The 12969-nt window shown below is 71.9% G+C and carries 11 protein-coding genes; 6 read left to right on the top strand and 5 right to left on the bottom strand.

Going from position 1 to position 12969, the window contains the following annotated elements; translation table 11 throughout:
- On the bottom strand, positions 1–1236 hold a 1236-nt coding region (locus ACFOWE_RS23440; protein ID WP_377291268.1), incomplete at its 3' end, for an alpha/beta hydrolase.
- A gap of 211 nt (positions 1237–1447) precedes the next feature.
- Entirely contained in the window at positions 1448–1969 is a 522-nt protein-coding gene (locus tag ACFOWE_RS23445; protein ID WP_377291270.1) for a GNAT family N-acetyltransferase, read from the bottom strand.
- Between the two features lie 109 nt (positions 1970–2078).
- Between ACFOWE_RS23445 and ACFOWE_RS23450 the strand changes: the two genes are divergently transcribed.
- Positions 2079–3254 (top strand): hypothetical protein, encoded by a 1176-nt coding sequence (locus ACFOWE_RS23450; RefSeq protein ID WP_377291272.1) that lies wholly within the window; start codon positions 2079–2081, stop codon positions 3252–3254.
- Here ACFOWE_RS23450 and ACFOWE_RS23455 read toward each other — a convergent pair.
- Positions 3212–4246: a copper resistance D family protein gene (locus ACFOWE_RS23455; protein WP_377291274.1), complete on the bottom strand. Its 1035-nt coding sequence runs from the start codon at positions 4244–4246 to the stop codon at positions 3212–3214. The two genes, ACFOWE_RS23450 and ACFOWE_RS23455, sit on opposite strands and share 43 nt — an antisense overlap.
- Positions 4243–4956 carry a copper resistance CopC family protein gene (locus ACFOWE_RS23460; RefSeq protein WP_377291275.1) on the bottom strand — a complete coding sequence of 238 codons (714 nt, stop codon included), beginning with the start codon at positions 4954–4956 and terminating at the stop codon, positions 4243–4245. Before ACFOWE_RS23460 ends, ACFOWE_RS23455 begins: the two co-directional genes overlap by 4 nt.
- A gap of 474 nt (positions 4957–5430) precedes the next feature.
- Here ACFOWE_RS23460 and ACFOWE_RS23465 point away from each other — a divergent pair, with 474 nt between their 5' ends.
- The 3 genes from ACFOWE_RS23465 to ACFOWE_RS23475 all read left to right on the top strand — a co-directional run bounded on the left by ACFOWE_RS23465 (position 5431) and on the right by ACFOWE_RS23475 (position 8643).
- Positions 5431–6723, top strand: coding sequence for an extracellular solute-binding protein (locus ACFOWE_RS23465; RefSeq protein ID WP_377291277.1), 1293 nt, complete (start codon positions 5431–5433; stop codon positions 6721–6723).
- Between the two features lie 64 nt (positions 6724–6787).
- Positions 6788–7789, top strand: coding sequence for a carbohydrate ABC transporter permease (locus ACFOWE_RS23470; RefSeq protein ID WP_377291279.1), 1002 nt, complete (start codon positions 6788–6790; stop codon positions 7787–7789).
- A complete protein-coding gene (locus ACFOWE_RS23475; RefSeq protein WP_377291281.1) occupies positions 7786–8643 on the top strand; it encodes a carbohydrate ABC transporter permease in 858 nt (285 codons plus the stop codon). Before ACFOWE_RS23470 ends, ACFOWE_RS23475 begins: the two co-directional genes overlap by 4 nt.
- A 71-nt stretch (positions 8644–8714) precedes the next feature.
- Here ACFOWE_RS23475 and ACFOWE_RS23480 read toward each other — a convergent pair whose 3' ends face one another.
- Entirely contained in the window at positions 8715–9725 is a 1011-nt protein-coding gene (locus tag ACFOWE_RS23480; protein ID WP_377291283.1) for a LacI family DNA-binding transcriptional regulator, read from the bottom strand.
- A gap of 183 nt (positions 9726–9908) precedes the next feature.
- On the opposite strand from ACFOWE_RS23480, the gene ACFOWE_RS23485 reads away from it, so the two are divergent.
- Together ACFOWE_RS23485 and ACFOWE_RS23490 are read left to right on the top strand one after the other, a co-directional pair.
- Positions 9909–11285 carry a glycoside hydrolase family 5 protein gene (locus ACFOWE_RS23485; RefSeq protein WP_377291285.1) on the top strand — a complete coding sequence of 459 codons (1377 nt, stop codon included), beginning with the start codon at positions 9909–9911 and terminating at the stop codon, positions 11283–11285.
- A gap of 122 nt (positions 11286–11407) precedes the next feature.
- Complete coding sequence (locus tag ACFOWE_RS23490) at positions 11408–12946, top strand: glycoside hydrolase family 43 protein (RefSeq protein WP_377291287.1); 1539 nt, start codon at positions 11408–11410, stop codon at positions 12944–12946.
- Positions 12947–12969: the final 23 nt, after the last annotated feature.

The following is a 12969-nucleotide window of genomic DNA, read 5'->3' on the forward strand; positions in this document are numbered from 1 at the left end:
CGCCGGGGCGGCCGCCGTGCCCTCGGGGTTCTTCAGGTAGTGGTCGAACCAGCCGAGCGTCTGCTCGTGGATCCAGTCGGTCTCGCCGTCGCCGCCGTCGTGGCCGCCGTCGAACCAGGCGACGCGGACCGGGGCGCCGGTGGCGGCGATGGCCCGCGCGTTGGCGTCGGCGTGGTGCAGCGGGAAGAGCGAGTCGCGCTGCCCCTGGATGAGCAGGGTCGGGATCCGGATCCTGCCCTGCACCGAGACCGGGCTGGACCTGCGCAGGGTCTCCACGGCCGACTCGGTCGCCCGGCCGGTCTCGGCGACCTCCTGGTACATCGCGCAGATCTCGGGGAGGAAGCGGCCGCACCGGACCTCCTCGGCCGTCGGCGTCCGGGCCTGGGCCCGGCCGTCCTGCCCGGCGGGCACGCCCGGCGTGCCCCCGCCGTCCCGGCCGTCTCCGGCGCCGTTCCCCGCGCCGTCTCCGGGAGCGCCTCCGGCCCCGTCGGCGGCCCCGTCGGCGGCCCCGTCAGTGGTGTCGTCGCCGGCGCCGGGCTCGGCCGGGCTCCCGGCCCCGGTCAGCGCGGCCAGGCCGCCCGCGGCCGGCGCGCCGCCCCGGCTGAAGAACAGCCCGGCCCACATGCGCTTGAACACCCCGTGGACCGGGCCCTTGCCCCCGGCGTCGGGGAAGAGCGCGTCGGCCAGGTCGTACCAGGTGATCTGGGGGACGATCGCGTCGATCCGCTCGTCGTGGGCGGCGGCCATCAGCGCGATGGCGCCGCCGTACGAGCCGCCCGCGACGCCCACGCGCGGGTCGCCGCCGCGGTCCAGCAGGACCTCCGGCCGCTTCGCCAGCCAGTCCACCAGCTGCCGGACGTCCTTGACCTCGTAGTCGGGGGAGTTGAGCGCGATCTGCCCGGTCGAGCGGCCGAACCCGCGCGCCGACCAGGTCAGCACGGCGTAGCCCTCCTGCGCCAGCCGCTCGGCGGCGTCCCGCACGTTCCGCTTGCTGCCGCCGAAACCGTGCGCGAGCAGCACCGCGGGGCCCTTCCCTCCGCCGGCCGGCGGGAAGAAGCTCGTGTCGAGCGTCACCCGCTGGTCGTCGGCGGGCCCGTCGACCACCGTGATCGCCTGGTCCAGCACCCGGACCCGCGTCCCGGACGGCCACACCAGCCAGGTGGCGGCGGCGAGGAGGAGCACGGCGGCCACCGCGGTCCAGGCGGCGGCTCTTCCCCTGAGTCCCCTGAGCTTCATGCGTGGAGCCTACTGTCCGAAACCTGGTGCTTCCTGAGAGGCGTCTCAGTCATACGGCACATCGGCGGAATATCGGTCGTGACGCTCCGGGGAGAAGAAGATCCCTATTCTCCGGGAACGGCCGCGCCCGCGCGGCCGCCGACACGGAGGTCTCGGCGCGGACACCGGAACGGCCGCGCTCCCGCGGAGACGGCCGGGCGGGCCCGCGAGGTCAGCCGGGCAGCGGTCCGAGTGTCATGCCGTAGTGCAGCTCCGGGATCCCGGCCGGCAGGCCGGGCACGTCCTCGACCCGGCCGGTGGGGGCGAAGCCGAAGCGCTCGTAGAACCGGCGGGCCCGGGTGTTGCCCTCCAGCACCCACAGACCGGCCCGGTCGTGGCCCAGCTCCCGCAGGTGGTCGACCGAGCGCGTCATCAGGGCCAGGCCCAGCCCGGTGGACCAGTGCTCGGCGAGCACGTAGATGGCGTAGACCTCACCGCCGCCGATCCCGGCGTCCTCCGCCGGGCCGTACACGCTGAAACCGGTGATCCGGCCGCCGTCCTCGCCCACCACCAGGTGCCGCTCGCCCGAGCCGATCAGCTCGCGCCAGGCCTGCACCGCCCGGGAGGTGACGGCCAGCCCGTCGAGGACATCCTGCGGGACCAGCCCGCGGTAGGCGGAGCGCCAGCTCGCGTTCTTCACGTGCAGCACGGCTTCGACGTCATCCGGGCCCCCGGCCCGTACCTGGACTCCCATGCACAGGGATTATCCCGGCGGATTCCGCCCCCGCACAGTGATTATTCCGGGCGAACCCCGCCCGCTGCCCGATTGCGGTCTTCATAAACGCCGGGCATCATTTCGACGCGTGAAACCTGCAGCATCCTTGAGAAGAAGAGCCACATCGCTCGCCGAGTGGGCTCTGCCGTACTGGACGCGGGGGGAGGCCGGACGCGAGACGCCGCCGGATCTCTTCCGGGTGCTCTACCTCGGGTGGCTGGCCGCCTTCGTCCTCAAGGTGCTGGGGGCGTCCTGGGACGTCTCGTGGCACTTCAAGTGGCTCCGGGACGACCTGGCCCCGCCGCACCTCCTCAACAGCGTCGGCACGGTCGTCGTCGTCGCCCTGACGATCGTGCACGTCTACACCGGGTACGGCGTGGACCGCACGGCACAGCGCCTCATCCAGTGGGGCACCGGCACCTTCCTGATCGCCGTGCCGCTGGACCTGATCAACCACCGCGTCAACGGGCTCGACATCACCTCGTGGAGCCCGTCGCACATGCTGCTGTACATCGGCACGTTCTTCATGATCTGCGGGGTGGTCCGGGGCTGGTTCCTCGGCGCTCCCCCCGGCCGGATGCGCACGCTCGTCCTCGGCGGGCTGTTCGTCTTCGCCTTCGAGAACGTCTGGTTCCCCGCGCAGCACCAGGAGTACGGCGTCTTCGGGATCAAGGCGTGGGACGCGGGCAGGCCGGAGGCCGAGCCGATCCTGCTGCAGTTCGCCGCCGACCAGATGGGCCGCGAGGTGGACCGCGGGATGGTCGTCAACTTCGCGCTCCCCGTGCCCGACGAGGTCTACCCCCTCTACGGCGTGGTCGCCGCGATGATCGTGCTGGTCTTCGCCCGCGCGATGATCGGCCGCGCCTTCGCCGCCACCGCCGTGGTCGGCGCCTACGTCGCCTACCGCTCGCTGATCTGGCCGCTGCTGGCGGTCGCGGACTTCCCGCGCTCGGCGGTGCCGTTCTTCCTGGTCGCCGGGGCGCTCGCGATCGACCTGGCCTTCCTGGTCCGGATCCCGGTCGTGCGGGCGCTGGCCGGCTCGCTCGTCGCCACCCTCGCCGTCGACCTGGCGCTGCGCTCGCAGCACCTGTGGCTGGAGTCCCCGCCGGTGATCTCCCCGGTGACCATGGCGATCGGCGGGGCCGCACTCGCCGCCCTCTGGCTGGGCGGCGAGTGGTTCCTCGGCCGGTTCCGCCTCCGCGCGATCGAGGAGGGGGAGCCTCAGGCGATGGTCGCCGTGGTCAGGGCCACCGCGACGCCGTAGGCCAGCCCCAGCACGGTCAGCTCGGCCGCCGCCCACGCGACCACCGCCGTCGCCTCCTGCCGCTCGATGCGCGGCAGGAGGCGGAAGCGGATGTGGGCGGCGATGGGGATCAGCAGCGCCACGATCGCCGTCTTGGCCACCAGGAGCAGGCCGTACTCGCTGGTCACCAGTGAGGCGGGCAGCTCGGTGCCGGGGGTGAGGGCGATCGTGGACAGGCCGGTGACCACTCCGGAGAGGTTGACCAGGACGAGGGCGGCGGTCGCCAGCTTCGAGAACTTCGGCAGCACCCGGGCCAGCAGCCCCCGGTCCCGGGCGACGAACAGCATCACCGTGAGCAGCCCGCCGGTCCACGCGGCCGAGCCCATCACGTGCAGCTCCATCGAGATCATGATCGGGTCGTGCCAGACCGAGTCCACCGCGTGGCCGGTGACCGGGATCGGCAGCAGGCCGAAGAAGGCCACCACGATCCGCAGCTCGGCCGGGACCTTCTCCCCGAACCGCACGGCCAGCAGCCCGATCCCGGCGCAGACGAGCGCGCAGGCGGCGCTGAACAGCATGCCCTGGCCCGCGCCGACGTTGTCGACGTACTCCGCGATCGCGGCGGGGCCGGGGACCGTCCCGGGGTTCAGCTCGGCGGCCTGGAAGACGATGACGACCAGCGCCAGCAGCGCCCAGGCCCAGGCGAACGAGACGGCCAGCGGCCGGGCCCGGCGCATCACCGGCTCGGTGCGCTCGGGGTCGTCGAAGCCGAGCAGCTTCGGCAGCACGCTCAGCCCGACCACCGCGACCGCGGCCAGGTCCAGCAGCACCCGCAGCACCGGCAGGCCGTAGACCACCGCCGGCCCGGGGAGCGCGATGCCGGGCACCGCCTCCTCCGCGCCGAGCGCCGTCGCGACGAGGACGGCGACCAGCGCGCCGGAGACGAGGCCGCCGGCGAGCAGCTTCCTGACCGTGCCCGACCCGGCGGCACGGCCCTGCGCGATCGCGGTCATGACGCGTCCGCCTGCCCGCGGGTGCGGCGCATCGCCACGACGGTGGCGCCGCCCACCACGACCAGGGCCGCGGTGATCCAGACGACGGCCATCCCGGCGCCGCCGTTCTGCGCGGCCTCGGCCGCCTGGGCGCTCAGGTCGGGGGCCTGCTCCTGGCCGACGGGCGCGGCGGCGCCCGGAGCGGAGGAGGGGCCGGAGGCCGCGGGGGCGGCGGAGCCCTCGCCGGAGCCCTCGCCGGTGCCCTCGCCGGTGCCCTCGCCGGTGCCCTCGGTGGCGCCCTCGCCGGTGCCCGCCGAGGGAGACGCCGAGGAGGACGACACCGGGAACGGCGTGGCGGCGCCCGGCCCCGGGGCGGTCAGGGTGAAGGTCACCTTGCCGGAGATCGGGTGGCCGTCGGAGGAGAGGACGCGGTAGCCCACCACGTACTTCCCGGCCGGACCGAGGGGGCGCACCCGGACGCCGACCTTCGCGCCGTTGACGGAGGCCTTGCCGTCCTCCCAGCGGGCGCCGTCCGGGCCGGTCAGGCTGATCTGCGCGAACCCCTGCCGGGCCGGCTGGTCGAAGGTGAGCGTGATCTTCTCCGGAGCGGTGGCGAGCTCGGCTCCATCCTCCGGATCACTGCCGATCAGCACGTTGTGGGCCTGAGCCGGGGCCACCGCGCCGAGCAGCGCGGCGCAGGCGAGCAGCAGGACCGTGAGTAACCGCCTCACAGATCATGACCTTCCATCGGGGTGTTCCATAACCCGAACATATTCGCACTTCGCACGCTTGCCGGGGGAATCGACCGGCCCGCGGGGCCCTTCTCTCCGGCCGGTCGCGGCGGGACGGCGCGTGCGGGCCGGAGGAAGCCCCGGGAGGGCTCCGGGGGAGCGGCCGCGGCGGGCCCGCCCGGTGGCGCCGGAGAGGGCGTGACCTGTGCCATCCGGTTTCCGAAACTTTCAAAGGGTGCCGCGCCCTCTCCCGGGCTTCTGCGCGGAGGGCTCTCCCGTGCGGGTATCTCCGCGAGCATCGATCTCCGAACCGCTTGATAACGGTGTGAAGACGGCCGTTGATACGGCGGAAAAGCCCATGTAACCTCAGCGCCATCTCCAGAAACTATCGGCAAGCCGGTGAAACTTTCAGAGATCACATCCGCCTCAGCGGATCACATCTGCGGTAGCGACGGCAGAGGAAGGAAGGCCACTGTGAGGTCCTTCAGTCGGCGAAGTGTGGTGACGATGGCGGCGGCCGCGCTACTCCTCGCGGGGTGCGGCGGAGGCGGCGACGGCGATCAGCCGGGCGGGAACGCCGCGGGGAACGGAAAGGTCACCATCGAGTGGTGGCACATCCACAACATCGAACCGATGCTGCCGGTGTGGGCGGATCTGGTCAAGGAGTACCAGGCGAAGCATCCGAACGTCACCATCAAGGTGACCCCGCTGCAGGTCGAGAACTTCAAGTCCAAGCTCACCACCGTCACCCAGTCGGGTGACGCCCCCGACATCTTCCACACCTGGGGCGGCGGCGTGCTGGCCCAGCAGGTCGAGGCGGGCCTGGTCAAGGACCTGACCGGCGACATCGCCTCCTGGTCGGACACGCTCTCCCCGGTGGCCCTGCAGTCCTACCAGATCGACGGCAAGACGTACGGCGTGCCGCACGACATCGGCATGGTGGGCTTCTGGTACAACAAGAAGCTCTTCGCCCAGGCCGGCATCGAGGAGCCGCCGACCACCTGGAGCGGCTTCCTCGACGCGGTCAAGAAGCTCAAGGCGGCCGGGATCACCCCGATCTCGCTGGCGGGCAAGGCCAAGTGGCCCGGCCACTACTACTGGGCCTACCTGTCCATGCGGGTGGCGGGCCTGGACGCGCTGAAGAAGGCGGCCGAGACCAAGTCGTTCGACAACCCCGACTTCGTGACCGCGGGGCAGAAGCTCAAGGAACTGGTCGACCTCAAGCCGTTCCAGGAGGGCTTCCTCGGCGCCGACTACGACAAGCCCGACGGCCAGGCGGCCACGATGGGCAACGGCAAGGCCGCGATGGAGCTGATGGGCCAGTGGGCGCCCAGCGTGCAGCGCGACACCTCCAAGGACCTCGGCGACGACCTCGGCTTCTTCCCGTTCCCGGCGGTCGAGGGCGGCAAGGGGGCGGCCACCGACTCCTTCGGCGGCGGTGGCGGCAACGCCGTCGCCGCGGACGCGCCCCCGGAGGCCGTCGACTTCCTCAAGTTCATCTCCCAGCCGGAGAACCACCGCAAGGGCGTCGAGACGGGCGCGATCTTCCCGGCGGTCAAGGGCACCGAGGACGCGGTCAAGGACAAGCACGCCAAGCTGGTGACCGAGGTCCTCGGCAAGTCGACCGGGTTCCAGCTCTACCTCGACCAGGCCTACCCGCCGGCCGTCGGCCAGCAGGTCAACGACAGCGTGGCCGAGCTCATCGCCGGGTCGAAGACGCCGGAGCAGGTCGTCGCCGACATCACGGCGGCGGCGCAGGCGGAGTGACGACCGAGTGAAGACGACGGAAGGGGCCGGGCCTCGGGGCCCGGCCCCCGATCGGGGAGAGGCGATGAAACCCCAGACCCTGGCGGACGAGCGACCGGCCCGGCCAGGCCCGCGCGGGACGCGGACCGCGCGGGAGGAGATGGCCGCCCGGCGCGGCGGCCGGCTCCGCGGCCTGGTGACGGTCGGGCTGTTCCTGCTCCCCGCGCTGGTGCTGTTCGTGCTGCTGGTGCTGGTGCCGATCATGCTCGCCGGCTACTCCAGCTTCTTCAAGTGGAACGGGTTCGGCTTCCTGCCGGCGAACTTCATCGGGCTGGACAACTTCACCCGGATGTTCGGCGACCCCATCTTCCTCGGCGACCTCAAGCGCGGGCTGCTGCTGATCGTGCTCTCGCTGGTGGTCCAGCTGCCGCTCGCCCTGGGGCTGGCGCTCCTGCTCAACCAGCCGCTGCGCGGCCGGGCCTTCTACCGGCTGCTGTTCTTCGCGCCGTACGTGCTGTCCGAGGTCATCACCGGCGTGCTGTTCGCGATGTTCCTCTCGCCCGAGCGCGGCATGGCCAACCACCTGCTGGGCCTGGTCGGGCTGGAGGGCCTGGCCTCGACCTGGCTGTCGGATCCCTCGACGGTCATGTACTCGCTCTTCCTCGTCATGACGTGGAAGTACTTCGGCCTCCACATGATCCTGTACCTGGCCGGGCGGCAGGGCATCCCCCAGGAGCTGATCGAGGCCGCCCAACTGGACGGCGCGAGCGGCTGGAAGGTCTTCCGCCACGTGACGCTCCCGCTGCTGGGGCCGACGATCCGCATCAGCATCTTCCTGTCCGTCATCGGCGCCATCCAGCTGTTCGACCTGGTCTGGGTGCTCACCGAGGGCGGGCCCATCCACTCGTCGGAGACGATGGCGGTCACGATGTTCGACTACGGCTTCCGGCGCTACCAGGTCGGCTACGCCAGCGCCATCAGCGTCGTGATGTTCCTGATCAGCCTGGTCTTCGCGCTCGGCTACCAGCGATTCGTCATGCGCCGCGACACCGAAGGGGCGATCACCGGAATGCGAGACCTGCGATGAGCCACGTCAGCACCCGCGAGCGGGTGAGAACACGGCGCAGGGTCCGGCACCTGGGGCTGCACGTCATCGTCATCGCGGTCGGCTCGTTCATCGTCGTGCCGATCCTGTACGGCGTGCTGAGCGGCTTCAAGAGCAACCAGCAGCTGTCGAGCAACCCGTTCGGGCTGCCCTCGCCGTGGGTGGCGTCGAACTACACCGACGTGCTCCTCTCGCCGGACTTCTGGCGCCAGGTCGGCAACAGCACGTTCATCGCGGTGGCGACGGCCGTCCTCGTGGTCGGCGCCTCGGCGATGGCGGGGTTCGTCTTCGCCCGGTTCGCCTTCCGGGGCAGGGAGACGATGTTCACCCTGTTCACGATGGGGCTGATGTTCCCGTTCGCGGTGGCGATCCTGCCGCTGTTCGTGCTCCTGCGCGGCCTGGGGCTGCTGGACAACCCGCTCGGGGTGATCCTGCCCCAGGCGGCCTTCGGACTGCCGATGACGATCATCATCCTGCGGGGCTTCTTCCGGAGCATCCCGGGGGAGATCGAGGAGGCCGCCACGCTCGACGGCTGCTCGGCGTTCGGGTTCTTCTGGCGGATCCTGCTGCCGATGGCCCGGCCGGCCATCGCCACGGTCTCGGTGCTGGCGATCGTCAGCAGCTGGAACAACTTCTTCCTGCCGCTGGTGGTCTTCAACAGCCCCGAGTGGTGGACCATCCCGGTGGGCGTGCAGCAGTTCAGCGGCCAGTACTCCTCCGACACCGCCCGGGTCCTGGCCTACGTCATCGTGGCGATGATCCCGGCGCTGGCGTTCTACTCCGTCGCCGAGCGCCAGCTCATCAGCGGTCTGACGGCGGGGGCGACGAAGGGATGAGCCGGGCCGGGGTCGCGCGGCGCGGGTCCCGCCGCCGGGCGCCCGGCCGGCGGCGGGACCCGCGCGACCGCTCAGGAGCGGGTCGGCGCCGTGCTCTCCCGGACGATGAGCTCGGTCGCCAGCTCCACGCGCCTGGCCTCCGGGGCGGACGCTCCGGAGGCCAGCACCATGCGGGTGGCCAGGGCGGCCATCTCCTGCAGCGGCTGGCGGACGGTCGTCAGGGGCGGCCAGGCCGATCTGGCCAGCGGCAGGTCGTCGAAGCCGACCACGGACAGGTCCTCCGGGACGCGCAGGCCCCGCCGGCGGGCGGCCTCCAGCACGCCGAACGCCTGCAGGTCGCTGCCGGCGAAGACGGCCGTGGGCGGCTCGTCCAGGGAGAGCAGCTCGTCGCCCTGGACGCGGCCGGAGTCGACCAGGAAGTCGCCGGGGCGGATCAGCTCGGGGACCACGGGCACGCCCGCGGTCTCCAGCGCGGCCCGGTAGCCGTCGATCCGGGCCCGGCTGCACAGCATGTCGTCCGGGCCGCTGATGATGCCGATCCGGCGGTGCCCGAGCTCCAGCAGGTGCCGGGTGGCGGCCAGGCCGCCGTTCCAGTTGGTGGCGCCCACCGAGGCGATGCCGGCCGGCGGCTCGCCCTCGGGGTCGACGACCACGAACGGCATCGACCGGGCGCTGAGCTGCCGCTGGAGCCCGGCGGAGAGCCGGGAGGCGACGATCACCACGCCGTCGGTGCGCCGCGAGGCGATGCGCTCCAGCCAGTCGCGGCCGGGGCCGGCGTGGGAGTGCAGCACGGAGATCACGACGCTGGCCCCGGCGTCCCGGGCGGCGGTCTCGGCGCCGCGGACGATCTCCATGGCCCACGGGCTCTCGATCTCCGAGAAGACCAGGTCGACGAGGCCCACCGGGCCCTCGGCCTGGCCGACGCGGCGCTGGTAGCCGTGCACGTGCAGCAGGCGCTCCACCCGCTGGCGGGTCTCGGGGGCGACTTCGGGACGGCCGTTGATGACCTTGGAGACCGTGGGGACCGAGACGCCGGCCTCCTCGGCGATCAGGGCGATCGTCACCCGCTTCTTCGTTGGCATGCGGAGAAGTGTACCCGAAAACTTTCGGCTTCTCCTCCCATGCTGTCGACCGTGTTTGGGAGCGCTTCCATCGCCGTGTTGACGCATGACGAGCGATTACCTATTCTCGCCCGAGAGTGAAACATTCGGGATTTGACTGAAAGTTTCAAAAGATCTTTGCTTCTCCGTGACAAAGGAGATTTGATGACTCTGCGTGTCTCCGGATCCCAACTCGTCGACTCGGCTGGCACTCCGGTGAGGCTGCGTGGGGTCGGCCTCGGGGGCTGGCTCAACATGGAGAACTTCATCACCGGGTACCCGGCCAACGAGGAGGGGATGCGCCAGGCGGTCCGCCAGGCGATCGGGGAGGAGAGGGCCGAGCTGTTCTTCGACCGGCTGCTGACCTCCTTCTTCGGGCCCGAGGACGCCGACCTGCTGGCCTCCATGGGCGTCAACTGCGTGCGGATCCCGTTCAACTACCGGCACCTGGAGTCCGACGAGCGGCCGTTCGAGATCGACGAGCACGGCTTCCGGCACCTCGACCGGGTCGTCGCCCTCCTCGCCGAGCGCGGCATCTACAGCGTGCTCGACCTGCACGCGGTTCCCGGGTCGCAGAACCAGCACTGGCACTCCGACAACCCCACCCACGTCGCCGCGTTCTGGCAGCACCGGCACTTCCAGGACCGCGTGGTGCACCTGTGGGAGGCGATCGCCGACCGCTACCGCGACCAGCCCTACGTCGCCGGGTACAACCCCGTCAACGAGCCCGGCGACCCCACCGGCAAGGTGGTCGGCCCCTTCTACGACCGGCTGGTCAAGGCGCTGCGCGCGGTGGACCCCGGCCACGTGCTCTTCCTCGACGGCAACACCTACTCCACCGACTTCTCGATCTTCCGCGAGGTCTACGAGAACACCGTCTTCGTCTGCCACGACTACGCCCTGGCCGGCTTCGCGCACGGCGGGCCGTACCCCGGCTACACCCGGGGCGAGTGGGTGGACCGGGAGCAGCTGGAGCGGACCTTCGAGCGGCGCACCGTCTTCCAGCGGCAGACGGGCACGCCGATCTGGGTGGGCGAGTTCGGCCCCGTCTACACCGGCGACCCCGCGATCGACGCGCAGCGCTACCAGATCCTCACCGACCAGCTGGAGATCTTCGACGCCCACGGGGCGGGCTGGTCGCTGTGGACCTACAAGGACGTCGGCCTGCAGGGCCTGGTGACGACCGACCCGGCCGGGCCGTACATGACGCGGTTCGGGGAGTTCATCGCCAAGAAGACGCGCCTGGGCGCAGACCGGTGGGGCTCCACGATGGAGGAGACCGCCGAGGCGCTGGCGCCGCTGCACGAGCTGCTGGCCACCGAGTTCCCCGACTGGGACCCCTACCCGTGGGGCGCCCGCTACCAGACCGACGACCTGATCCGGCACATCCTCATCGCCCAGGCGCTGCTGCCGGAGTACGCGGCCCGGCTGGCGGGGCTCTCCGACGACGAGCTGCTCGCCCTGGCCGACTCGTTCGCGCTGCCGGCCTGCGTCCGCCGTGAGCCGCTCATCGAGCTGCTCACCGAGAACCTCTCCCGCTGACGGGGAGCGCGACGGTGAGCTCACCGCCGACCCCCCGGCGGGCCGCCGCCCGCCGGGGGCGGACCCGCGGAGACGCACGGACGAGGAACCACGGGTGAGGAACCACAGATGAGGAACCACGGATGAGGACCTTCGCCAACCCGGTCCTTGCGGGCTGCCACCCCGACCCGTCGGTCTGCCGGGTGGGGGACGACTACTACCTGGTCACCTCCAGCTTCGAGTGGTATCCCGGGGTGCCGGTCTTCCACAGCCGCGACCTGGTGCACTGGCGGCAGCTCGGGCACGTCCTCGACCGCCCGTCCCAGCTGCCGCTGGACGGGGTCCGGCCGAGCGGCGGGATCTACGCCCCCACGATCCGCCACCACGGCGGCCTGTTCTACGTGATCACCACGCTGGTCGACGGGCCCGCCGGGAGCGTCAACTTCGTGGTCACCGCGGCCGACCCGGCGGGGCCGTGGAGCGAGCCGCACCCGCTGGACCTACCGGGGGCCTACGACCCGTCGCTCTTCTTCGACGACGACGGGAGCGCGTGGGTCACCGCCAACCGGCCGGTCGGCGACGACGGCCGGGGCGAGGTCTTCCTGCGCCGGCTGGACCTCGCCTCGATGACCCTGACCGGGCCCGAGCACGTGCTCTGGACCGGCGCGCTGCACGACGCGGTCTGGCCGGAGGCCTCCCACCTGTACAAGGTGGACGGGCACTACTACCTGCTGATCGCCGAGGGCGGCACGGACATCGACCACGCGATCACGGTCGCCCGCGCCGAACAGGTGACCGGGCCGTACCGCGGCAACCCGCGCAACCCGATCCTCACCCACCGGGACCTGGGCCGCGATCACCCGATCACGGGGACCGGCCACGGCGACCTGGTCCGCACGCCGGGCGGGGAGTGGTGGATGGTCCTGCTGGCCATGCGCCCCTACGGGGGCTACCACTACAACCTCGGCCGGGAGACCTTCCTGACGCCGGTGCGCTGGGAGGACGGCTGGCCGCTGGCCTCCCGGGTCGGACCGGAGTGCCGGGCGCCCGCGCTGCCCGAGCACCGCTGGCCGGCCGAGCCCGCCTGCGACCACTTCGACGCGCCGGTCCTGGCGCCGTGCTGGAACCACCTGCGCACGCCGCGCGAGCCGTACTGGAGCCTGACCGAGCGCCCGGGCCACCTGCGGCTGCGGGTCCGGCCGGAGACGCTCACCGGGCGGGGGAACCCCAGCCTGGTGGCGCGCCGCCAGCAGCACCGGGACTTCGCCGTGCACGCCGCGCTCGACTTCACCCCGGGGCCCGGCGAGTGCGCGGGCCTGGTGCTGGTGCAGAACGACGACTTCCACATCCGCCACGTGCTCACCGAGCGGGGGCTGGAGACGGTCCTGCGTCGGGCGGGGGAGGAGACGGTGACGTCCCGCGTACCGGCGCCCGGCGGCCGGATCCTCCTCGGCGTCGAGGCCCGGGGCCAGGAGTACCGCCTGCGGTACGCCACGGCGCCGGGCGAGTGGCGACAGGCGGGGGAGCCGCTGGACGGGCGCCTGCTCAGCTCGACCGTGGCGGGCGGCTTCACCGGGGCCTACGTCGGCGTGTACGCCGCGGGCGGGCAGGCCGGACAGGCCGGGCACGCTTGGAACACGGCCGACTTCGACTGGTTCGAGTATCTCGGACTCGCTCCCTGACGGGTCAACGGCCAGGGAGCGGC

It is taken from the genome of Planomonospora corallina (genome assembly GCF_042650625.1).
GTDB classification, from domain to species: Bacteria; Actinomycetota; Actinomycetes; order Streptosporangiales; family Streptosporangiaceae; genus Planomonospora_B; species Planomonospora_B corallina.

Coding starts and splice junctions, on each gene's coding strand:
- ACFOWE_RS23445 (WP_377291270.1), bottom strand. CDS start 1,969: ATGGGAGTCCAGGTACGGGCCGGGGGCCCGGATGACGTCGAAGCCGTG.
- ACFOWE_RS23455 (WP_377291274.1), bottom strand. CDS start 4,246: ATGACCGCGATCGCGCAGGGCCGTGCCGCCGGGTCGGGCACGGTCAGG.
- ACFOWE_RS23470 (WP_377291279.1), top strand. CDS start 6,788: ATGAAACCCCAGACCCTGGCGGACGAGCGACCGGCCCGGCCAGGCCCG.
- ACFOWE_RS23475 (WP_377291281.1), top strand. CDS start 7,786: ATGAGCCACGTCAGCACCCGCGAGCGGGTGAGAACACGGCGCAGGGTC.
- ACFOWE_RS23480 (WP_377291283.1), bottom strand. CDS start 9,725: ATGCCAACGAAGAAGCGGGTGACGATCGCCCTGATCGCCGAGGAGGCC.
- ACFOWE_RS23485 (WP_377291285.1), top strand. CDS start 9,909: ATGACTCTGCGTGTCTCCGGATCCCAACTCGTCGACTCGGCTGGCACT.
- ACFOWE_RS23490 (WP_377291287.1), top strand. CDS start 11,408: ATGAGGACCTTCGCCAACCCGGTCCTTGCGGGCTGCCACCCCGACCCG.